The 21,713-nt window shown below is 65.4% G+C and carries 22 protein-coding genes, 1 pseudogene and 1 riboswitch; of the genes and pseudogenes, 10 read left to right on the top strand and 13 right to left on the bottom strand.

The window, feature by feature from the left end; all coding sequences use genetic code 11:
* Together AC1VNY_RS39840 and AC1VNY_RS39835 are read left to right on the top strand one after the other, a co-directional pair.
* Positions 1–206: pseudogene (locus AC1VNY_RS39840) on the top strand (IS110 family transposase); the annotation flags it as partial.
* Between the two features lie 45 nt (positions 207–251).
* Positions 252–662: a thioesterase family protein gene (locus AC1VNY_RS39835; RefSeq protein WP_482409275.1), complete on the top strand. Its 411-nt coding sequence runs from the start codon at positions 252–254 to the stop codon at positions 660–662.
* 147 nt (positions 663–809) lie between these two features.
* On the opposite strand, the gene proC is transcribed toward AC1VNY_RS39835, so the two are convergent.
* Together proC and AC1VNY_RS39825 are read right to left on the bottom strand one after the other, a co-directional pair.
* Positions 810–1,685, bottom strand: a complete 876-nt coding sequence (gene proC / locus AC1VNY_RS39830; RefSeq protein WP_482409277.1) for a pyrroline-5-carboxylate reductase — start codon at positions 1,683–1,685, stop codon at positions 810–812.
* Between the two features lie 117 nt (positions 1,686–1,802).
* On the bottom strand, positions 1,803–2,303 hold the full coding sequence (locus AC1VNY_RS39825) for a type III secretion system chaperone family protein (RefSeq protein ID WP_016844492.1): 501 nt from the start codon (positions 2,301–2,303) through the stop codon (positions 1,803–1,805).
* Positions 2,304–2,744: 441 nt separating this feature from the next.
* Positions 2,745–2,900: riboswitch (FMN riboswitch) on the top strand.
* A 78-nt stretch (positions 2,901–2,978) separates the two neighbouring features.
* Between AC1VNY_RS39825 and AC1VNY_RS39820 the strand changes: the two genes are divergently transcribed.
* On the top strand, positions 2,979–3,560 hold the full coding sequence (locus AC1VNY_RS39820) for a 6,7-dimethyl-8-ribityllumazine synthase (protein ID WP_038388176.1): 582 nt from the start codon (positions 2,979–2,981) through the stop codon (positions 3,558–3,560).
* Between the two features lie 103 nt (positions 3,561–3,663).
* Positions 3,664–4,470, top strand: coding sequence for an SDR family NAD(P)-dependent oxidoreductase (locus AC1VNY_RS39815; RefSeq protein ID WP_482409274.1), 807 nt, complete (start codon positions 3,664–3,666; stop codon positions 4,468–4,470).
* A gap of 159 nt (positions 4,471–4,629) precedes the next feature.
* Here the strand turns inward: AC1VNY_RS39815 and AC1VNY_RS39810 are convergent, their stop codons facing one another.
* The 7 genes from AC1VNY_RS39810 to AC1VNY_RS39780 form a co-directional block, all read right to left on the bottom strand.
* The gene (locus tag AC1VNY_RS39810) at positions 4,630–5,583 is read right to left on the bottom strand and encodes a ribose-phosphate pyrophosphokinase (RefSeq protein WP_028344316.1); all 954 of its coding nucleotides are present in this window, start codon (positions 5,581–5,583) and stop codon (positions 4,630–4,632) included.
* Positions 5,584–5,763: 180 nt separating this feature from the next.
* A complete protein-coding gene (locus AC1VNY_RS39805) occupies positions 5,764–6,384 on the bottom strand; it encodes a hypothetical protein (protein WP_482409273.1) in 621 nt (206 codons plus the stop codon).
* 102 nt (positions 6,385–6,486) lie between these two features.
* Positions 6,487–7,419, bottom strand: coding sequence for a MerR family transcriptional regulator (locus AC1VNY_RS39800; RefSeq protein WP_482409272.1), 933 nt, complete (start codon positions 7,417–7,419; stop codon positions 6,487–6,489).
* A gap of 74 nt (positions 7,420–7,493) precedes the next feature.
* Positions 7,494–8,261 (bottom strand): peptidoglycan editing factor PgeF, encoded by a 768-nt coding sequence (gene pgeF / locus AC1VNY_RS39795; RefSeq protein WP_482409271.1) that lies wholly within the window; start codon positions 8,259–8,261, stop codon positions 7,494–7,496.
* Complete coding sequence (locus AC1VNY_RS39790; protein ID WP_482409276.1) at positions 8,258–9,316, bottom strand: class I SAM-dependent methyltransferase; 1,059 nt, start codon at positions 9,314–9,316, stop codon at positions 8,258–8,260. Before AC1VNY_RS39790 ends, pgeF begins: the two co-directional genes overlap by 4 nt.
* A 99-nt stretch (positions 9,317–9,415) precedes the next feature.
* Positions 9,416–10,258, bottom strand: coding sequence for a prolipoprotein diacylglyceryl transferase (gene lgt, locus AC1VNY_RS39785; RefSeq protein WP_482409270.1), 843 nt, complete (start codon positions 10,256–10,258; stop codon positions 9,416–9,418).
* Between the two features lie 15 nt (positions 10,259–10,273).
* Positions 10,274–11,008 carry a dienelactone hydrolase family protein gene (locus AC1VNY_RS39780; protein ID WP_482409269.1) on the bottom strand — a complete coding sequence of 245 codons (735 nt, stop codon included), beginning with the start codon at positions 11,006–11,008 and terminating at the stop codon, positions 10,274–10,276.
* A 178-nt stretch (positions 11,009–11,186) separates the two neighbouring features.
* Between AC1VNY_RS39780 and AC1VNY_RS39775 the strand changes: the two genes are divergently transcribed.
* From AC1VNY_RS39775 to ychF, 4 genes are all read left to right on the top strand, one after another.
* A complete protein-coding gene (locus tag AC1VNY_RS39775; RefSeq protein ID WP_038388183.1) occupies positions 11,187–11,447 on the top strand; it encodes an accessory factor UbiK family protein in 261 nt (86 codons plus the stop codon).
* Between the two features lie 267 nt (positions 11,448–11,714).
* The gene (locus tag AC1VNY_RS39770; protein WP_482409268.1) at positions 11,715–12,434 is read left to right on the top strand and encodes a 50S ribosomal protein L25/general stress protein Ctc; all 720 of its coding nucleotides are present in this window, start codon (positions 11,715–11,717) and stop codon (positions 12,432–12,434) included.
* Between the two features lie 55 nt (positions 12,435–12,489).
* Positions 12,490–13,104: an aminoacyl-tRNA hydrolase gene (gene pth, locus AC1VNY_RS39765; RefSeq protein WP_482409267.1), complete on the top strand. Its 615-nt coding sequence runs from the start codon at positions 12,490–12,492 to the stop codon at positions 13,102–13,104.
* Between the two features lie 61 nt (positions 13,105–13,165).
* On the top strand, positions 13,166–14,263 hold the full coding sequence (gene ychF / locus AC1VNY_RS39760) for a redox-regulated ATPase YchF (protein ID WP_482409266.1): 1,098 nt from the start codon (positions 13,166–13,168) through the stop codon (positions 14,261–14,263).
* Positions 14,264–14,636: 373 nt separating this feature from the next.
* Here the strand turns inward: ychF and AC1VNY_RS39755 are convergent, their stop codons facing one another.
* Positions 14,637–14,912 (bottom strand): metal-sensitive transcriptional regulator, encoded by a 276-nt coding sequence (locus AC1VNY_RS39755; protein WP_018269815.1) that lies wholly within the window; start codon positions 14,910–14,912, stop codon positions 14,637–14,639.
* Positions 14,913–14,977: 65 nt separating this feature from the next.
* Here AC1VNY_RS39755 and AC1VNY_RS39750 point away from each other — a divergent pair, with 65 nt between their 5' ends.
* Complete coding sequence (locus AC1VNY_RS39750; RefSeq protein ID WP_482409265.1) at positions 14,978–17,371, top strand: heavy metal translocating P-type ATPase; 2,394 nt, start codon at positions 14,978–14,980, stop codon at positions 17,369–17,371.
* 139 nt (positions 17,372–17,510) lie between these two features.
* Here the strand turns inward: AC1VNY_RS39750 and AC1VNY_RS39745 are convergent, their stop codons facing one another.
* The 3 genes from AC1VNY_RS39745 to trxB form a co-directional block, all read right to left on the bottom strand.
* Positions 17,511–18,425 (bottom strand): 4-hydroxy-tetrahydrodipicolinate synthase family protein, encoded by a 915-nt coding sequence (locus tag AC1VNY_RS39745; protein ID WP_482409264.1) that lies wholly within the window; start codon positions 18,423–18,425, stop codon positions 17,511–17,513.
* 530 nt (positions 18,426–18,955) lie between these two features.
* Positions 18,956–19,876: a LysR family transcriptional regulator gene (locus AC1VNY_RS39740; RefSeq protein WP_028344089.1), complete on the bottom strand. Its 921-nt coding sequence runs from the start codon at positions 19,874–19,876 to the stop codon at positions 18,956–18,958.
* A 2-nt stretch (positions 19,877–19,878) separates the two neighbouring features.
* The gene (gene trxB, locus AC1VNY_RS39735) at positions 19,879–20,844 is read right to left on the bottom strand and encodes a thioredoxin-disulfide reductase (RefSeq protein WP_482409263.1); all 966 of its coding nucleotides are present in this window, start codon (positions 20,842–20,844) and stop codon (positions 19,879–19,881) included.
* A 282-nt stretch (positions 20,845–21,126) separates the two neighbouring features.
* Between trxB and AC1VNY_RS39730 the strand changes: the two genes are divergently transcribed.
* On the top strand, positions 21,127–21,606 hold the full coding sequence (locus tag AC1VNY_RS39730; protein ID WP_016845095.1) for an Lrp/AsnC family transcriptional regulator: 480 nt from the start codon (positions 21,127–21,129) through the stop codon (positions 21,604–21,606).
* Positions 21,607–21,713: the final 107 nt, after the last annotated feature.

The following is a 21,713-nucleotide window of genomic DNA, read 5'->3' as shown; positions in this document are numbered from 1 at the left end:
GCCGAAAGCGCGTTCGTGACGCCCTTTATATGGCGGCCCTCAACGCAGTTCGCAGAGCTGATCCGTTCAAGGCCTTCTATGCACGACTGCGACAGGCCGGAAAACCAGCCAAACTCGCCCTCATCGCCGTCGCCAGGAAGCTGCTGACGGTCCTCAATGCCATGATGCGAGACCGAAAGCCGTACCTGCAGACCAAACCAACATAACAGTTGCCGGCTCAAGGCCGGGACGACAACTGTTTTGAGGCACCGATGGACGCACGCGACTTCATCAAGGTCGGCATGAGCGCCGAGCGCATGCTCGTGGTGCCGCCGGAGCGCACCGTCGGGCATTTCGTGCCCGGCATGCCGATGGTCTATGCGACGCCGATGATGATCCTCGAAATGGAGATGGCGTCGGGCGACGCCATCCGCGCCGCGTTGCGGCCCGGCTGGGTCACGGTCGGCACCGAGGTCGATATCCGCCATCTCGCGGCTGCCCTGGTCGGCGCCACCGTGCGGACCACCGCGAAGGTGATCGCGGTCGAGCGCCGCGTGATCCGTTTCGAGGTCGAGGCCTTTGAGGGCACGCGCAAGCTCGGCGAAGGCCGCCACGCTCGCGGTTTGATCAATGTCGAGAGCTTCAACAAGCGCCTTGCCGGGACATCGGGTTCGGCGCACTAGATGAAGCCTTGAGGCCGATCCGCGTATCCCGTCATCCTGAGGTGCGAGCCTTGCGGCGCACTTGCGCCTCGAAGGATGGGCCGCGGGCCGTGCACCCTTCGAGGTGCGCAAGAGCGCACACCTCAGGGTGACGGGACTAGCAGGCGGCTACTTCGCCAATTCCTTTGAGCGACGCGTTGCCGCGGCAATGGCGCGGGTCATCAGTGGCTGCATGCCGTCATTGGCCATCAGCACCTCCAGCGCGGCAGCGGTGGTGCCGCCGGGCGAGGTGACGTTCTGCCGCAGGGTCGCGGAGGGCAGATCCGAGCGATGCAACAACTCGCCGGAGCCCGCGACGGTCGCGCGCGCCAGCGTGGTCGCAAGCTGCTCGGGCAGGCCGGCCGCAACCCCGGCACGCGCGAGCTCCTCGGCGAGCAGGAACACATAGGCCGGACCCGAGCCGGAGACCGCGGTCACCGCGTCCATCAGGCTCTCATCGTCGACCCATTCGACGAGCCCGGTCGCTTTCAGCAATGCGTCCGTCATCGCGCGCTGCGCGGCGGTGACGCTCTTCGCTGGCACCGCGACCGTGATGCCGCGGCCGATCGCCGCCGGCGTGTTCGGCATCGCGCGCACCACCGCGCCGCCGACAACCTCTTCCAGCGCCGACATGGTAGTGCCGGCCATGATCGAGACGACGAGTGTCGAGGGACCGACGAAGGATTTCAGCGCGGCGCCGGCGTCGCGGAATGATTGCGGCTTCACCGCGACGACAAGGGTGTCGACCGTGCCGAGATCCTTCGCCTGCGGATTGAGCCGCACGCCCTTTGCGGCAAGCGCGGAAATTTCCGGCGAGAGCTGCGGATCGATCACCGCGACGCGCTCGGGTGCGAGGCCCTGCGCGAGCCAGCCGGTCAGCATGGCGCCGCCCATCTTGCCCGCGCCCGCAAGCGCGATGGTGCCGGTGGTGTTCTTAAGTGCGCTGCTCGTGTTCACAGGCGTCTCCACAAACCCGGTGTCGTCCCGGCGAAAGCCGGGACCCATAACCACAGCCGGTTCTAGTGAGACGAGCGAGCAGCCACAAGCAGTTTGCGTAAGCTCCGAGGTCACGGAGTATGGGTCCCTGCTTTCGCAGGGACGACACCGAGCCTGAGGACGCGCTTACGCCTCGCCCTCGGTGTCGAACATCGCTGCGGCCATCGCCTCGGCGGTCGACTTGCCGGCCCACACCACGAACTGGAACGCCGGATAGTAGCGCTCGCAGGCGTGGATCGCGTTGACTACCATGGCCTCGCACTGCGCGGTGGAGGCGGTGAGGCCGCCGGGCAGCACAAGCGCTTGACGGTGCATCACCATGCCGGTGTGGGTCCACAGATCGAAATGGCCAACCCACAATTGTTCGTTGATCGCGGCGACCAGCCGCTGCACCTCGGCGCGGCGCGCCTGCGGCATCTTCATGTCGAAGGCGCAGGCGAGATGCAGCGCCTCGATCTCGCCCATCCAGGTGAACGAGAGCTGATAATCGATCCAGTCTCCCTTGGAGACGATCGTCACCTCGTCTTCGCCGGAACGCTCGAACGCCCAGTTGTTGTCGGTGGCGATATCCTCGACCACCGCAAGCGGGTTGTTCCGGGAATCGATAATGCTTTCGAGGAGGGACATGCCGTCTCGGACCTTGTTCTTATGATCGCTTGATACGCACACGGAAGCCGGCACTTGCGACATACTGCGTCGTGGCCGAGTGCAGTTCCTGATGCGGGCTTCCGGATGCCCCTGGACCTGACGCCGATGAAGTGATGTGATTTGCGGAATCCGCGCAACCGCACGCCGAGTCCGTCCACAGCCAAAGCGCGCATCGTCCACAGCTGATCTCCGCCACATCTGTGATTTTGAGAACAAATCGGAATCTAAGCGTTCGCGTAACGCTTTGTTAACCATTTGCCGGCGCTTCGCCGCGCCTGTGAATCAGTGGTCGGGCCCTCACATCAACCTCGCAGAGCCGCAACGCGCTCATGGGGACATGCCGTTTCCCCATGCCAAAGGCCTTGCCCGGCTGTCGCGCTTTGGTCATATTTCGCCTCAGGCACGTCCATCCCGGGCGTGCCGAGTTCTCAGGGCGGGGTGAAAATCCCCACCGGCGGTAAAGGGTGACGAGCCCAAGCCCGCGAGCGCCTTCCTTCCGCGAAGCCGGGGGAAGGGTCAGCAGATTCGGTGCAATTCCGAAGCCGACGGTTACAGTCCGGATGAAAGAGAACGGTTGCGGCGGCCAACGCGATTTTCGCGTGGGCTCGTGTCGTTGTCCGTGTGCCCTGATTCTGGTCCTGAAAGAGGAAAGCCATGAATCAGATGTTGCAAGACCAAGACGTTCAAGCTTCTCAAGTCCAAACCTCCCAGGCAGAAAGTGCTCCCGATACGCCGGCCATTCCGCCGGCGCCGGAGCATCCGCACTTCGCAAAGCCGCAGCGCGTTGCCTTCGTGCAGTCGTCCTGGCATCGCGACGTGGTGGAAGAGTGCCGCATCTCCTTCCTGAAGGAGATCGAGGCACGCCACATCACCAATGTCGATGTGTTCGAGGTGCCGGGCTCGTTCGAGATCCCGCTGCACGCGCAGCTGCTGGCGAAGACGCGCCGCTACACCGCGATCGTCGCAGCCGGGCTCGTCGTCGACGGCGGCATCTACCGCCACGAATTCGTCGCCGACACCGTGATCAAGGCACTGATGGATGTGCAGTTGCGCACCGAGGTGCCGGTGTTCTCGGCGGTGCTGACGCCGCAGCAATTCCACGAGACCGAGGTGCATTACGAGTTCTTCCGCAAGCACTTCGTGATCAAGGGGATCGAGGTCGCGGAAGCCTGTGCCAACACGTTGCTCAGCCTCGAGCGGCTGCGCGGCCAGGTCGCGGCGGGGATTCCTGGTTAGCATCGGCGGAAAAGCGATTCCGGCATGCGTGCCGGGATCGCTCTCGCCTGCGGCGCGTTCGGTTATGCTTGCGGCATAAAACCAAAACGCGCGGGAGGCGCCCATGACCGAACAACATTCCTCTGACTGGCTCGGCCTGTCGGGCCGCGTTGCCGTCGTTACCGGCGGAGGCGGCGGCATCGGCCGCGCCACCGCCGTCAGTTTCGCGCGGGCCGGCGCCAGGGTCGCCGCGCTCGATCGCGACGAGCGCTCCCTCGCGGAGACCAAAGCAAAGCTTCGTGAGTTCGGTGACGGTCATCTCGTCGCGAACTGCGATACGACCAGTGAGGACAATGTCGCCGCTGTCGCCGACGCCGTCGCGCGCACGTTTGGCGCTTGCGACATCCTCGTCAACACCGCGGCGGTGCTGCGCCCGGGCGGGCTCGATACGCTCGCGCTCGCGGAATGGAATGCGGTGCTGGCGGTCAATCTCACCGGCTATTTCATCTGCGCGCAGGCGTTCGGCCGCCAGATGCGCAAGGCCGGACGCGGCAGCCTCATCCACGTCGCCTCGATCGCCGCCAGCAATGCGCAGGGGCAGAGCGGCGCCTACAGCGTCAGCAAGGCTGGCGTAGTGATGCTCTCGCAGCAACTCGCCGCGGAATGGGGGCCGCATGGCATCCGCAGCAATGTGGTGAGCCCCGGCCTTGTCGTGACGCCGATGAGCCAGACCTTCTACGATACGCCTGGGGTCACCGAGCGGCGCACCGCCGTGGTGCCGATGCGCCGGATCGGCGCACCGCAGGACATGGCGGACGCGACCCTGTTCCTGGCCAGCGATCGCTCGTCTTACGTCAATGGTGAGGAGATCATCGTCGATGGCGGCTACGCGCGGACGCTGATGAGCCACGTGCCGCGGCCGGGGTTTTGAGGAAGCGATAGCCGCAAACTCGGTGTCGTCCCGGCCTTGAGCCGGGACCCATACCCACCAATGCGAATTGATTTACAACGCTGGAGCCACAGCCTTCGCAACAACAACGGCCTGTGGTTATGGGTCCCTGCTTTCGCAGGGACGACAGCAAATATCGATTTAATCGAACAGGCTCGAGACCGACTCTTCCGCCGCGGTGCGGCCGATCGCTTCGGCGATCAGGCCGGCGATCGAGATCTGGCGGATGTTCGGCGCCTTGTTGACGGCCTCGGTCGGCAGGATCGAGTCGGTGATGACCAGTTCCTTCAGCCGCGACGAGGCGATGCGCGCGGCGGCGCCGCCGGACAGCACGCCGTGGGTGATGTAGGCCGAGACCTCCTTGGCGCCGTGCGCGATCAGCGCTTCGGCCGCATTCACCAGCGTGCCGCCGGAATCGACGATGTCGTCGACCAGGATGCAATTGTAGCCGGCGACGTCGCCGATCACGTTCATCACCTCGGACTCACCCGGGCGCTCGCGGCGCTTGTCGACGATCGCAAGCGGGGTGTTGATGCGCTTGGCGAGGCCGCGGGCACGCGCCACGCCGCCGACGTCGGGCGACACCACCATCACCTTGGCGAGATCGAACTTCTCTTTGATGTCGCGCACCATCAAGGGCGCCGCGAACAGGTTGTCGGTCGGGATGTCGAAGAAGCCCTGGATCTGGCCGGCATGCAGGTCGAGCGTCATGACGCGGTCGACGCCGGCGTGCGAGATCAGGTTGGCGACGAGCTTGGCCGAGATCGGCGTACGCGAGCCGGACCTGCGATCCTGCCTGGCGTAGCCGAAATAGGGCACCACCGCGGTGATGCGGCGCGCCGAGGAACGGCGCAGCGCGTCGGTGATGATCAACAGTTCCATCAGATTGTCGTTGGCCGGAAACGACGTCGACTGCAGGATGAACATGTCCGAGCCGCGGACGTTCTCCTGGATCTCGACGAAGATCTCCATGTCGGCGAAGCGCCGGACCACGGCCTTGGTCAGTTCGATGCCAAGTCCCTTGGCGATGTCCTGCGCCAGCGCAGGATTGGAGTTGCCGGCGACGAGTTTGATTGATCCGTTCTTTGCCGACATCGATGCTTCCCCCCGCGCCTTGCTGGATACGACGTTCAGCATCTCAAGTCCTTACAGAACCGGCGGGTTTTCGGTGCGCGAGGGAATATCAGGCAGGCGCCTCCGATGGCAACCCATTAGCCGGCCTTGGCCGCCGTTTTTCCTGGGCAAAAAACCCATTTCCCCGGGAGATAACGGGGTTTAGTCGGCGGAATAGCCGAGCGCCACGGTCTCGGGCGCGGCGGAGGCCGGGAAGCTTGCCACCGTGGGCCCGCGGAGGTCCGGTGCCGCGGCGGGCGCGGGGCTGTCCGCCGGGCCGCCATTGAGCATGCTGGAGAGGCCGCTGAACCCGGCCTGGGCGATCTTGCGCAGCACCAGGTCGTCGGCGGCGGCCCAGGCGTCGCGGCCGGCCTTGCCGGCGGGCTCCTCGCCGGAGAGCCGCAGCGCGCGTTGCTGGTTGCTGTCGTAGACGTCCCACACCCACGAGATCATGGTGCGGCCGCGCACCACCTGCGCCGACAGATAGCTGCGCACGCGATAGGCGGCAGCGCCCTGGCGCGACACGATCGACAGGCTGCGCAGCTTGGACTCGCTGTCGAGCACGCCGACCATGCGGTCGAACACCTGGGGCGGCGGGCCGTCGATCGATTCGAACGCAACGGTTGCGCCGATGCTTGCCGGCGTGGCCATGGCGTAGGAGTCGGCCACGTTGCCGCCGGCCGCGCAGCCGCCAAGCGCGCACGCGATCGCGAGCCACGTGCCTGCGATCGCGGCGCGCGCGGCTGTCCCAGTTTGAAACTGGCGGTTCGACGCTTCCCTCATTGCGTCCTGCGATATCGTTAAAACGGCTTAACGTCTAGGGCAGGACGGCCACAGCCCTTAACCGATCCGGGCGGCGCGCCACGAGGTTTCGGATTTCCCTGCTCAGTCAGAGAGATGGTGCCGCATGGCCTCGGTGATCCAGGCCCATTCGCGGTTCGGGCTCGCGTCCGGCGATTGCCCGCGCATGATGGCGACGAGCTCCCAATAGCGCGCGGCACGGGCGTCGTGCAGGGCATATTTGCCGCGAATCCAGTTGCGGAATTCCGGATCAGGTTTTCGCTTCAGCAATCGCGCCGATGTTTCCAGCCAGTCGCGCGCCAGCGCCTGGCCGGCCTCCGACGTCGGGCCGAGGTCGCGCGCGATGATCTCCCTGGCTCTCGCCAGCACGGTTTCGTTGGCCGCTTGCCAGGCGGCGAGATCCAGCACGTGATGATTCCAGACGTCTTCCGCGTTAGCGCGGATGTTGGCGACGAGGGAAGGGTCGTTGAGCATCTCCGAAAGCTCGATCCAGGCATCGCACTGCTCGGGCGTCGGCTCGTCCGGCAATTCGGGTACGCTGGTCTCGATCATCTGCCGGATCCATTTCCGGTCGATGTTGATGCCGTCGGACACTTTCTCGAAGAAGCGCTCGACGACGTTGCGGCGCTCGGTGCGGGACAGCTGCGTCATGGTTAGGAATCTCCTCAAATCTGCTTCGGTGAGTTGCGGTGAACGCAACGCAGCCCGCAGGGCCGAGGCGACGCGGCGCTGCGCCGCGATCTCCGCTTCCAGCGTCTCGAGGCGAAGCTGCAGCGCCTCGACCAGCGAGAGCTGCCTGGTCAGGACCTCGCGGATGGCGTCGAGACCGAGCCCAGCATCGCGCAGGCAGCGGATCAGGTCGAGGCGAACCAGTTCGTCGTCGGTGAAGACGCGATAGCCGCTCGCGGTGCGGCCGGCCGGCGGCAGCAACCCCTGGTCCGAATAGAAGCGGAGCTTGCGGACGGAAATTCCGCTGAGCCGCGCCGCCTCGCCGATGCTGTAGGTGCGTTGTGTCATGCGCCGCTTGTCCGGTCTCCAGCAGGTGGAGAGTCAAGACGCTTGTCGCACAAAAATGAGGAGGACGCCCGGCGTCAGCTTTCCAGCGCGATGGCGTGAACGAGCCGGCCGTAATCGGCTTCCTTGCGATGCACGGAGCGGCGGTAGCTGAAGCAGCGCTCGTCGGAATAAGTGTCGATGCCGAGATCGTCGATCATCAGCACGCCGGCATTTTCCAGTCGCATGCGGATGAAGCCGGCAAGATCGAACATCGCGTGTCCGTCGCGTTCGGCGGGCATGAAGAACATGCCGTTCTCCGCATCGGCCTCGATGAAGCGTTCGACGAATTCGTTGCCGACCTCGTAGGACTCCTTGCGGATCAGCGGGCCGATGGCGGCGACGATGCCGCCGCGCTCGGCGCCGAGCTTCTCCATGGCGTCGATGGTCGATTCCAGCACGCCGGTCAGCGCGCCCTTCCAGCCGGCATGCGCCGCGCCGATCACCCGTGCATTGGGATCGACGAACAGGATCGGGCCGCAGTCGGCCGTCGTGACCGATATCGCAAGGCCCTCGGTGCGGGTGACGAGCGCGTCCGCCTTCGGGCGCGCGGCGCCATTCCATGGACCGGTCACGACCACGACGTCAGGCGAGTGAACCTGATGCACGCTGACGAGGTGATCGAGCGGCACGCCGAGCTGCGCCGCCATCCGCCGCCGGTTTTCCGCGACCTTGGCCGGATCGTCGCGCGAGCCGAGCCCGCCATTCAGCGCGGCATAGATGCCCTCCGACACGCCGCCCTCGCGCGAGAAGAAGGCATGGCGCAGGCCCGGAATGGCCGACAGCAACGGTGATCCCAATGTCATTGTTCGGTCTCGTCAGGCTGATCGCTCAATCCGGCGATCGAGGTGAGGCGCGGGTCGGAGATGGCCATGACCTTGAACATCGAGCCCATCCCGCCGCGCCCGGAATCGGTCAGCCGCTTCAGCGCGCCGGCAATGTCGGCGGAGACTTCGGGGCTTGCTTTCGCCATCAGCCCGGCGGCGCGGGCCTCGACGCCGAGACGCTTGAGGAAGTCGCCCTGCGTCGCCGGTCCGTGTACGCGCGCGCCGACATCCTCGGCGGCCCGCGCCAGGGCCTGGAAATCGACATGCGCGGTCACGTCGGCCTGTCCCGGGTTCTTCAGCGGGTCGGCGAAGCTGTGGCGTGCGATCGCCTGGAAGGTGTCGCCGGCGTCGCTGCGCAGATGGCCGTAATCGATGATCAGCGCGGCGCCGTCCTGGTCGCGCAGCCGCGTAGCCAGCTTCATGACCTCGTTGTCGGGCCGCCATTCGAACACCGCGCCGAGCGGGGCGGCGCGCACCAGCGGCGGCAGCAGCACCTCGAAATGCGGTGTCGGCTCGGGGGCGGGAGCGAAATACAGGTTGCCGTTGGCATCCATCCCGACCGTGCGCTCGTGCCAGCCGGTCTCGCGCCGGACCATCTGGTGGATCGGCAGCACGTCGAAATATTCGTTGGCGAGGATCACCGCCGGTCCCTCGGGCACGTCGTCGATGCTGTCGTGCCAGGTGATATCGCGCACGCCCGTCAGCGTCGCGTACTGCTTGTCGCGCAGCACCGGATTGACCTCGACGAGGTGGATGCTGAGCGACTGGTAGAGCGGCGGCAGCACGCGAAGCGCGCGCAGCGCGTCCGCCATCATGGTGCCGCGGCCGGGGCCGAGCTCGATCAGGCGGAGCGTCTCAGGCGAGCCGATCGCGCGCCAGATCGAGGCGCTCCACAGCCCAAGCAGTTCGCCGAACATCTGGCTGACCTCGGGCGATGTGGTGAAATCGCCCTCGCGGCCGAGCGGATCGCGCGACAAATAGTAGCCGTACCGCGGATGCATCAGGCACAATTCCATGTAGCGCCAGACCGGCATCGGCCCGGACAGCTTGATCAGCTTCCTGATCTCATCCAGCAGCGGGGAGGGTTCGCTCACGGCCTTCCTTGGATTGCACTTGCTTTGGATTGAACTTGGTCAGGTTGAACTCGGCGCCGGACCGCTCGCCCTGCGGCGGACGGCGGCCGTGATGAGGATAACGCCAACGATGATCATTGGCACCGACAGCAGCATGCCCATGGTTAATCCGCCCCACAGGAATCCCAGCTGCGGGTCGGGCTCCCTGAAGTGCTCGCCGATGATTCGGGCAACGCCGTAGATCGCAATGAAGCTGCCGAGGATCAGGCCGGGACGCTTGAGCGCCCCCATCCGGATCATGACGGCCAGCGCCGCAAACAGCACGATGCCTTCAAGCCCGGCCTCGTAGAGCTGGCTCGGATGCCGCGGCAGCGGCCCGCCATTGGGGAAGATCATGGCCCAGGGCAGGCTCGGATCGGCGTGACGGCCCCACAATTCGCTGTTGATGAAATTGGCGAGCCGGCCGAGGAACAGCCCGATCGGCGCGACCGCGGTGGTGATATCGCCGAGCGACAGGATCGGGATGTTGTTGCGGCGGGCAAACAGCATCACTGCCGCGACGCAGCCGAGGAAGCCGCCGTGGAACGACATGCCGCCCTTCCACAATTCCAGGATTTCGGCCGGATGCGCGATGAAGAAGGGCAGGTTGTAGAACAGCACATAGCCGGTGCGGCCGCCGACGATGATGCCGATGGTGATCCAGAGGATGAAATCGTCGAGTTGCGGCAGCGTGATCGGCGCCGGGCCGCCCCACAGCCGCTCCTTCTTGATCAGCGAGCGGGCGTAGATCCAGCCCAGCACGATGCCGACGATGTAGGCCAGCGCATACCAGCGGATCACGATCGGCCCGAGCGAGAGCGCGACGGGATTGAACACCGGAAAGTCGATCAACAGGAACGGCATCGTGCGTTTTGAGACTCAGCTCACGAGGTTGCGGCGGTAAAGCGCCAGCAGCCGCTCCCAGTGGCGTTCGGCGGCGTCGCGGTCATAGACCGGGCGCTTGGGGAACGCAAAGCCGTGATGCGTGCCGGGATAGATCTCTACCTCGTTGTTCGATCCCTTCATGCCGGCCTTCACCTGCTCGATGATGTCCTGTGGCGCGTAGATATCGGTCTCGGCGCAGGCGAAATAGAGTTCGGCCTTTGTCTTTTGCGCGGCAAGATGCGGACTGTCGGGTTGGTCGGTCGCCAGATGCGTGCCGTAGACCGAGGCGGCGGCCTTGACGCGATCGCCGAAATGGGTCGCCGCGTTCACCGCATAGCGGCCGCTCATGCAATAGCCGACGGTGCCGATGATGCTGGTGTTCGCGGCCTTCTGCGTCTCGGCATAGGCGAGCAGGCCTTTGGTGTCTTCCATCACCAGCGGAATGTTGAGCGAGTGCATCAGCTCGAACATGCGCTTGCGTTCGGGCGATTCCGGATCGGGATTGATCGGACCGAGCTCCATCACGCCGGCGCGGTAATACATATTGGGCAGCATCACATAATAGCCTGACGTGCCGAGCCGGCGCGCCATGTCGCGCAGCTCCTCGCGGATCGCCGGCGCGTCCATGTAGAAGATGACGACGGGGAAGGGGCCGCCGCGCTCCGGATGGGTGATGAAGGTGGTGGTCTTGCCGTCCTTGGTCGGGATCTCGACGGTCTCTTCGATCATGGCGTTTCTGCTCGCGTTATGTGTGCGATTTCTGTTGTGAGTTCATACGATTGCAAGGAAACCGGAGCATGACAAGGCAAGCCTCGGGAGGCCTGCCATTCGCGGCGGACTTGAACCGGATGGCTGAGATCGCCATTGTCTTTGGCGCGAGGCCAGTGAACGCGGAGAGTTTTGCCAGATGACCCAGACCAGCAACCGGTTTTTCGATGAGATCGGCCGTCTGATGAACGATGCCGCGGGCGCCGCCCAGGGCGTCAAGCGCGAGGTCGACACGGTCATGCGCAACCAGGCGGAACGTATCCTGCGCGACCTCGACGTGGTCAAGCGCGAGGAATTCGACGCGGTCAAGGACATGGCCCGCCTGGCGCGCGAGGAGAACGAGGCGCTGAAGGCGCGGATCGCCGCGCTGGAGGCCAAGCTCGGCGGCTCGGCGGGCTGAAACGGCATGTAGCCCGGATGGAGCGAAGCGAAATCCGGGACCACTGCCTCCGCGGGGCCGGCCCCGGATTGCGCTTCGCTCCATCCGGGCTACGCTCCCACGCCTTGGGGGCGAGCAAGAAAAATCCCTTCATTTCCTTGTCATTTCGGCCCTTTGGGGCTAAAAGCCCGCCACGTCCGCGGCCCCCGCACCCCTGGAGGCTTGCTGTGGACCTGAGCATGGGCCGCGCTGCGGCCTTTAACTTTTTAAATACAAGGACTTAACGCTATGGCGACCGTCAAGGAATTGAAGGCGACCGCGCGTCCGAAGAGCGGCAAGGGGGCCGCCCGGGCAGAGCGTCGCGCCGGGAGAGTTCCCGGAGTGATCTATGGAGACAACCAGCCCCCGGTGACCATCTCGGTCGACGATCGTGAACTGCGCCAGCGCATCCTGGCGGGCCGGTTCCTCACCACGCTGTTCGACATCGATATCGAGGGCAAGAAGCATCGCGTGATTCCGCGCGACTACCACCTCGATCCGGTGAAGGACTTCCCGCTCCATGTCGACTTCATGCGGCTCGGCGAAGGCGCGACCATCCGCGTCAGCGTGCCGCTTCACATCGTGAACGGTGAAAGTTCGCCGGGCGTCAAGCGCGGCGGCACCGTGAACATCGTCACCCACGCGCTCGATCTCGAGTGCTCGGTCGACAACATTCCGCAATACATCGAGGCCGACGTCGGCGCGCTGGAGATCAGCTACTCGCTGCATCTCTCCGACGTCAAGCTGCCCACGGGCGTGAAGTCGCTGACCCGCGAGGACGCGACGCTGGTCACCATCGTGCCGCCGTCCGGCTACGCCGAAGAGCAGAAGGCCGCGGCTGCGGCTGCTGCCGGTGGCGCTGCTCCGGCCGCGGGTGCTGCGGCTCCGGCCGCGGCGGCTCCGGCTGCGGGTGCAGCAGCTCCGGCCGCGGGTGCCAAGGCTCCCGCCGGTGGCGACAAGAAGAAGTAATCGATCAGGTCGGCGCGCGATCGTCTGATGGCGCGCCGACGCGGGATGCCGCGCCATGCGCCTTTTTGTCGGTCTCGGTAATCCCGGCGCGAAATACGCCAGCAACCGGCACAATATCGGTTTCCTGGCGGTCGACGAGATTGCACGGCGTCATGGTTTCGCACCATGGCGCCGTCGCTTTCAGGGCGAGACCTCCGAGGGCGTCGTCGATCGTGAGAAGGTCGTGCTGCTGAAGCCGGCCACCTACATGAACGAGTCCGGGCGCGCGGTGCAGGAAGCGGCGAACTTCTTCAAGCTCTCGCCCTCCGACATCACCGTGTTCCAGGACGAGCTCGAACTGCCGCCCGCCAAGGTGCGGGTCAAGATCGGCGGCGGGATCGCCGGCCATAACGGCCTGCGCTCGATCTCCGCGCATATCGGCAATGAGTATCGGCGGGTGCGGCTCGGGATCGGTCATCCCGGCGTCAAGGAGCTCGTGCACAGCCACGTGCTGTCGGACTTCGCCAAGAGCGACCGGGCGTGGGTGGAGGCCTTGTGCCAGGCCGTCGCCGACAATGCCGGCCTGCTGGCTGCGGGGCACGACGCGTCGTTCGCCAACAAGGTGCATCTGACGATGCAGTCCAAGGGATTTTTCGACAAGGGTGAGAACGGCGGCGAGAAGCCGGCCTGATCTCCCTTAATCGTCATCGGCACGAGCCCGCCATGACGAACCAGAGATTATTGAGGAAGACATGGGATTCAAATGCGGGATCGTCGGGCTGCCTAACGTCGGCAAGTCGACGTTGTTCAATGCGCTGACCGAGACGGCGGCCGCCCAGGCGGCGAACTATCCGTTCTGCACCATCGAGCCGAACGTCGGCGAGGTCGCGGTGCCCGATCCGCGGCTGGAGAAGCTCGCGGCGGTCGCGAAGTCCGCGCAGATCATTCCGACCCGGCTGACCTTCGTCGACATCGCGGGCCTCGTCCGCGGCGCGTCGCAAGGCGAGGGCCTCGGCAACCAGTTCCTCGCCAACATCCGCGAGGTCGATGCCATCGCTCATGTTGTGCGCTGCTTCGAGGATTCGGACATCACCCATGTCGAGGGCAAGATCGCGCCGCTCGCCGACATCGAGACCATCGAGACCGAGCTGATGCTGTCCGACCTCGACAGCCTGGAGAAGCGCGTCGACAACCTCTCGAAAAAGGCCAAGGGCAACGACAAGGAAGCCAAGGAGCAGCTCGAGCTCGTCAACCGCGCGCTGGTGCTGCTGCGCGACGGCAAGCCGGCGCGCGCGCTGGAGCGCAAGCCGGAGGAGGAGCGGGCGTTCCGCATGCTCGGGCTCCTGACCTCGAAGCCCGTGCTCTACGTCTGCAACGTCGAGGAAGGGTCGGCCAAGGACGGCAACAATTTCTCCAAGGCGGTGTTCGATCGCGCCAAGGAGGAGGGCGCGGTCGCGGTCGTGATCTCGGCCAAGATCGAATCCGAAATCGCGACGCTGTCGCGTGAAGAACGCACCGACTTTCTGGAGACGCTGGGCCTGGAAGAGGCCGGGCTCGATCGGCTGATCCGCGCCGGCTACCGGCTGCTCGATCTCATCACCTATTTCACCGTCGGCCCCAAGGAAGCGCGCGCCTGGACCATCGACCGCGGCACCAAGGCGCCCGCCGCCGCCGGCGTGATCCATACCGATTTCGAGAAGGGTTTTATCCGCGCCGAGACCATCGCCTATGCCGATTACATCGCCGGCAACGGCGAAGCCGGCGCGCGCGATGCCGGCAAGCTGCGGCTTGAAGGCAAGGAGTACGTCGTCGCCGACGGCGACGTCATGCATTTCAGATTCAATACCTGAGCAGGCGATCGCCAGCTGCGCGCAACGGCGGCGGCAAACTGAGCCTAGCTTTCTTCCTACGTCTTCCCGGGCAAGCGAAGCGCGACCCGGGGCCCATAACCACAGGGTCGCGTTGTTGAAGCGAGCTGTGGCCCCAGCTCGCTCCATCGCCACGTCCTGTGGTTGTGGGTCCCTGCTTTCGCAGGGACGACACTGAGTGTGCGGGTGGCGCTCTTTCTCACGTCGTCCCGGGCAAGCGAAGCGCGACCCGGGACCCATAAACACAGGGTTGCGTTGTTGAAGCGGGCTGTGGCCCCAGCTCCATCCTCACGTCCCGTGGTTATGGGTCCCTGCTTTCGCAGGGACGACATCGAGTGTGGGGGTGGCGCTTAGCTCACCGATCCGCGCGCCCGATCACGTCCATCAGTTCGGCGATCTTGCGCCGCTGGTCGGCCTTGTCGCCGGACGAGATCGCATGCTCGACGCAATGCGCGACATGATCGCGGAGGACCTCTTCCTCGACGCGGCGCAGTGCCGCGCGTGCGGCCGCGATCTGCGTCACCACGTCGATGCAATAGCGGTCGTCCTCGACCATGGCGGCCAACCCGCGGATCTGACCTTCGATCCGTTTGAGCCGTTTTAAGCAGGATGTCTTGACCTCGTCTCTCATAGGCCTCATATACCCCCCTAGGGTATACAAATCAAGAGGCCGGATTAGCGGCCGGGAAGAGTTTCGTGGCACACGCAAAGCACGACCATTCGCACGCGGATCATCACCACAACGGCACGGCCGCGCATTCCTGCTGCGGCGGCAAGCATGATCACGACACGACGCCGGCCGATGCGGCGTTCGCGATCGATCCGGTCTGCGGCATGAAGGTCAACCCGGCGACCACCAAGCACGGCTTCAGCTACAAGGGCGAGGAGTACCTGTTCTGCAGCGGCCGCTGCCGCGAGCGTTTCGAAGCCGACCCTGAGAAGTATCTCAAGCCGCGCGAGGAGGAGCCGCCGGCACCCGCGGGCACCATCTACACCTGCCCGATGCACCCCGAGGTGCGCCAGGTCGGCCCCGGCAGCTGCCCGATCTGCGGCATGGCGCTGGAGCCCGAGCAGATCTCGCTCGACGACGGACCGGATCCTGAACTGATCGACATGACGCGGCGGTTCTGGATCGGCCTCGCGCTGACCTTGCCGGTGTTCGTGCTCGAGATGGGCAGCCATCTCGGGCTGATGCATCTGGTGCCACAGGGCTGGTCGAACTGGATCTCGTTCGTGCTGGCGACGCCGGTCGTGCTGTGGGCCGGTGCGCCGTTCTTCGTGCGCGGCTGGCAGTCGCTCGTCACCCGCAATCTCAACATGTTCACGCTGATCGCGATGGGCACCGGCGTCGCCTATGTCTACAGCGTGGTCGCGACACTGGCGCCGCAGTTGTTCCCGCCCGCGTTTCGCGACATGCACGGCGCGGTCGCGGTGTATTTCGAGGCGGCGGCCGTGATCACGGTGCTGGTGCTGCTCGGCCAGGTGCTGGAATTGCGCGCCCGCGCGCAGACCTCGGGCGCGATCCGCGCGCTGCTCGGCCTCGCACCCAAGACCGCGCGGCGCATCACCGAACATGGCGACGAGGATATCGACATCGACGCAATCAAGGTCGGCGACCGCCTGCGCGTGCGGCCGGGCGAGAAGGTGCCGGTCGACGGCGTCGTCGTCGAGGGCAGTGCGGTCATTGACGAGTCCATGGTCACAGGCGAGTCGATGCCGGTCACCAAGGCCGAAGGCGAGAGGGTGATCGGCGGCACGGTCAACCGGAGCGGCGGCCTCGTGATGCGCGCCGAGAAGATCGGCCGCGACACCATGCTGTCGCGGATCGTCGACATGGTGGCGAAGGCGCAGCGCTCACGCGCGCCGATCCAGCGGCTGGCCGATCGTGTCGCCGGCTGGTTCGTGCCGGCGGTGATCGCCGCCGCCGTGCTCGCCTTCATCGCCTGGACGGTGTTCGGCCCCGAGCCGCGCCTGACCTTCGCGCTGGTCGCCGCCGTCACGGTGCTGATCATCGCCTGCCCCTGCGCGCTGGGATTGGCGACGCCGATGTCGATCATGGTCGGTGTCGGCCGCGGCGCGCATTCCGGCATCCTGATCCGCGACGCGCAGGCGCTGGAGCGGATGGAGGCGATCGATACGCTGGTCATCGACAAGACCGGTACGCTCACCGAGGGCAAGCCGAAGGTCGTGCGCGTCATTGCCGCCGAAGGGTTCGGCGAGAGCGATCTGCTGCGCGTTGCCGCCAGTGTCGAGCAGGGCAGCGAGCATCCGCTGGCGCAGGCGATCATCGCCGCTGCCAAGGAGCGCAAGCTTGCATCCGCCGCCGTCAGCAATTTTGTCTCGCCCTCCGGCAAGGGCGCGACCGGCATGGTCGAAGGCAGGCAGGTTGCGCTCGGCAACGCGGTGCTGATGGCCGAGCTGAAGATCGCGACAGCAGCGCTCGACGAGGCGGCCGAGGCCGCGCGGCGGGACGGCGCGACGGCGATCTATGTCGCGGTCGATGGCCGCATCGCCGGGGTGATCGCGATCGCCGATCCGGTCAAGCCGTCCGCGACGAGAGCGCTGCAGGCGCTGCGTGCCGAGGGCCTGCGCATCGTGATGTTGACCGGCGACAATGAGACCACAGCGCGGGCGGTGGCAATGACGCTTGGCATCGACGAGGTCGAGGCCGGCGTTCTGCCGGAGCGCAAGAGCGAGGTCGTGCAGCGGCTGCGCGGCGAGGGGCGCACAGTCGCGATGGCAGGCGACGGCGTCAATGACGCGCCGGCGCTCGCCGCTGCCGATGTCGGCATCGCGATGGGCGGCGGCACCGACGTCGCGATCGAGAGCGCCGGCATCACGCTTTTGACCGGCGACCTGATGGGCCTGGTCCGCGCGCGGCGGCTGTCGGTCGCAACCATGCGCAACATCCGCCAGAACCTGGCGTTCGCCTTCGTCTACAACGCCGCCGGCGTGCCGATCGCGGCCGGCGTGCTGTACCCGCTGTTCGGCATCCTGCTGTCGCCGATGGTCGGCGCCGCCGCGATGGCGCTGTCCTCGGTCAGCGTGATCGGCAATGCGCTGCGTCTTTCGCGGGTGAAGCTGGATTGAGCTCTTGTCTCTCGCCCTGCAGGCTCTGGGCGAGGGACACACGATGCGTAGCCCGGATGAAGCGCAGCGCAATCCGGGGCCGGTCGCGCCACGTGGCGATGGCCCCGGATTTCGCTTCGCTCCATCCGGGCTACAAGAGTTACGCCGGCAGCAGAAGTTGCGCGCGCCGTTCCATCTCGGCGTCGAGCCAGGTTGCGAGATCCTCGCTCACCGCGACCATCGGCAGCCGCACCTCGGGGCTGTCGATCAGTCCCTGCCGCCACAGCCAGTGCTTGGCCGGCGCGGGGCTCGGTTCGGCGAACAGCAGCCTCGTCAGGCCGACGACGCTCTGCCAGGCAGCCAGCGCCGCGTCGCGCTGGCCCTGCTGCAGCAGCGTGCGGATCGCGGCGAAGGTGTTTGTTTCCAGATGTGCGGACAGCAGGATCGCGCCGTCGGCGCCGTCCGAGAGCGCATCGAAAGTCTGCGCATCCTCGCCGGTCAGCACGCGGAAGCCGGCCGGCCGGCGGTTGAGGAAGTCGATCGACTGCGCGCGGTCGGCGCAGCAATCCTTCATGCCGGCGATGTTCGGATGGTCCGCGAGCGCCAGCAGCGTCTCGTTGGTCAGGTTCACCGCCGTGCGATAGGGAATGTTGTAAAGCACGATCGGCCACGACGCGTGATCGGCGAGCGCGTTGAAGTGCTGCACGAGCCCGCGTTGCGAGGGCCTGATATAATAGGGGCTGGCGATCAGATAGCCGTTGATCGGCCAGTCGGCCGTGTCGTCCAGCGCTTCCTTCATCCGGGCGGTCGAGGCACCGGAGAGCCCGAGACAGACCGGCAGATGGCGGGAGCTGGCACTGAGCTCGTCGAGCACGACGCTCACCAGGCCCTCCAGCTCGTCCATGCTGAGCGCCATGCCCTCGCCGGAGGTTGCACCGAGAATGAACCCGTCGACGGGGCCATTGGCGTAGTGCCGTACGAGACGCCGCAGCGAGGTGACGTCGAGCTCGCCGTTACGGAATGGCGTGATCAGGGGTAGCCAGAGGCCCTGCAATTGCTGGTGTAGATCGGTCATGTTCCATCTCCTCGAGAAGGCAAAGCCGGAGACGGGACCAACAAAAAACCCCGTCCAGGCGGCGGGGTTTCGGGATCGGTTTGAATGCGAAGGTGATCTTATCGCGCGCGATCTCGTGTCCCCGGGAGGGGAGCTTTTTTCGACGACAGAACGGCGCACGAAGTCGTGATCATGGGATAATGATGCTGCGCTGCGAGGTTGTTGTCAATGCACATGCTGATCGGCGCGTGCGGCGCGTTTTGCGCATGACGTGAAGATGAAAAGGCACGGCGAAGAAAAAAAGCCGGGCTCAAGTGAGCCCGGCTTAAGGTATTGGCCACGTGAGGCCGACACAATCACCTTCCAAGAGGGATTACTGAACTTCCGCGCCACTGGAGGAGGGGGACATATGCGCGACGCGAACGCTCAGCGTGTAAGCACTATGATCCCCATCGACGCCTTGCAGCAACTATCCAGGTCGCATGTCAGTCATGCGGAGACCGGGGGCAGCACGGATATCCCTATAAACCAGCCCTATAAGGGCCGCTTAATCACGACGGCCAGCGCTGCGCCTTGCTGACCACGAAGTCGCGGAACACCTGCACGCGGGCCACCGTCTTCAGCTCTTCCGGATAGACGAAGTAGGTGTCGAGCGCGATCGAGTCGGACTCGCCGAACAGCTGCACGAGGTTGTTCTGTTCGACCAGATAGTCCGGCAGCGCGGCGATGCCGAGGCCCTGCTGGCAGGCGCGCACGAGGCCGAGGATGTTGTTGACCTTGAAGTAGGGCTCGCGCGGACCGGAGCCGTTGCGGCCGGCATCGATCAGCCAGCTGCGGTTCTGCAGATGCGGCGGCACCTGCGAGTCGCCGAGCATGATGATGCGATGCGAGTCGAGATCATCGAGCGTGCGCGGCGTGCCGAAGCGCTTGATGTATTCCGGCGAGCAATAGGCATGGAAGCCGATCGAGAACAGCTTGCGCTGGATCAGGTCCGGCTGGGTCGGCTTGCGGGTGCGGATCGCGACGTCGGCCTCGCGCATCGAGAGGTCGAGATCCTCGTCGGTGACGATCAGCGAGATCCGGATGTCGGGATAGAGCGCGGTGAACTCGTCGAGCCGCGGGATCAGCCAGTTGATGCCGAGCGCCGGCGGCGTCGTGATCTTGAGGTCGCCGCTCGGCCGCTCGCGGCTGTCGGTGAGCTTTGCGCGGGCCGCCTGCAGCTGCATGAACACGTCATGCGCGGTGCGGAACAAGAGGTCGCCCTGTTCGGTGAGGATCAGGCCGCGGGCGTGGCGGTGAAACAGCGACACCGAGAGCTCCTGCTCCAGCGCGCTGACCTGGCGGGAGACCGCCGATTGCGACAGGCCAAGCTGTTCGCCGGCATGCGTGAAGCTGCCCGCCTCCGCCGCTGCGTGAAAGACCTTCAGCTTGTCCCAATCCATATCCGTAAATCCGTCGCGAGATCGTGCCATGATTATTCCGCCGCTGCGCGATCGCTCGCGCGAAGAGCCAGGAAGCGTTCCGCCTCGAGCGCAGCCATGCATCCGAGGCCGGCGGCGGTGACCGCCTGCCGGAAGGTTTCGTCCGCCACGTCGCCCGCGGCGAACAGGCCGGGCATCGAGGTCGCGGTGGAGTTCGGCGCGACCTCGACATAGCCCGACGGTTTCAGCTTGATCTGGCCTTTGACGAGCTCCGTCGCCGGCGCATGGCCGATCGCGATGAAGACGCCGTCGGTCTTGAGGTTCGTGAGCGCGCCGGTCTTGACGTTCTTCAGCCGCACATGGGTGACCTTGTTCGGGTTCTCCGATCCGCAGATCTCGTCGATCGCCGAATCCCACACCACCTTGATCTTGGGATTCTTGAACAGCCGTTCCTGCAGGATGCGCTCTGCGCGGAAATGATCGCGGCGATGCACGATGGTGACCTGGGAGGCGTGATTGGTCAGGTACATCGCTTCCTCGACCGCGGTGTTGCCGCCGCCGACCACCACGACGTTCTTGCCGCGGTAGAAGAAGCCGTCGCAGGTCGCGCAGGCCGACACGCCGCCGCCCTGGAACTTTGCTTCCGAGGGCAGGCCGAGCCAGCGCGCCTGGGCGCCGGTGGCGAGGATCACGGTCTCTGCGAGATAGACGTCGCCGGAATCGCAGGTCAGGCGAAACGGGCGCTGGCCGAGTTCCAGCTTGTTGACGTGATCGGTGACGATCTTGGTGCCGACATGGGCCGCCTGCTTCTCCATCTGCTCCATCAGCCAGGGGCCCTGGATCACATCGGCGAAGCCGGGATAGTTCTCGACGTCGGTGGTGATGGTGAGCTGCCCGCCCGGCTGGATGCCCTGGATCAGCACCGGCTCGAGCATCGCGCGTGCCGCGTAGATCGCTGCGGTGTAGCCGGCGGGGCCGGACCCGATGATGACGACCTTGGCGTGGACAGGCGCGGGCATTAGCTGATCCCTCTCTTCTGGGGACTTTGACGGGGACTTGTGTGGGAAGCACCCCGGAGGCAGGTCACGGCGGTGCTGAAAGTGTCAAATCCAAGTCTAGGATATCTGGGAAGCTATGCAAGATTTGCAATCCATGGCAGCGATTTTTCCCCGGAACTGAAGTCACATTCGCGAAATCGTGCGCTGCACGCGCAATAAAATTGCGCAATGCCGGCTGGCTGCGCTATGAGAGTTGCCGGCGGACCTGCCAAGCCTTCCAAACCCTTAGGGAACTGTAGTCGCGTGTCGAAGAACCTTGACGAGATCGACCTCAAAATCCTCGCCGAGATCCAGGCCGATGGCCGAATCACCAATGTGGAACTGGCCAAACGCGTCGGTATCTCGCCGCCGCCCTGCCTGCGCAGGGTGCGGGCGCTGGAGGAGGAAGGCTACATCCAGGGATACCGCGGCCTGCTCGATCCGCGCCGCCTCGGCTACGACGTCACGGTGTTCGCCTCGGTGCATCTGTCGAGCCAGGCCGACGCCGATCTTCGCGCCTTCGAGAATTTCGTGCGCGCCGAGCCGCTGGTGCGGGAATGCTGGATGCTGTCGGGCGAAGTCGACTTCATCCTCAAATGCGTCGCGCCCGACATGGCGACGTTCCAGGATTTCGTCACCCACCTGACGGCCGCGCCGCACGTGCGCAACGTCAGGACGTCACTGGTGCTGCACAACTCGAAATACGAGGCCGCGGTGCCGCTGGGATTGAAGGCGGTCGGCTGACGCGATCCATCACGTGATTGCTTCGCGCAACGACGCTTGAATCGGACGACGTGCATTTCGGCTGATCGCTTTCTTCTCCCTCCCCCTGAAAGCGGGAGGGCAGGGTG

The sequence above is a fragment of the Bradyrhizobium ferriligni genome (assembly GCF_056837965.1).
This window is presented reverse-complemented; position numbering and strand designations above follow the sequence as displayed.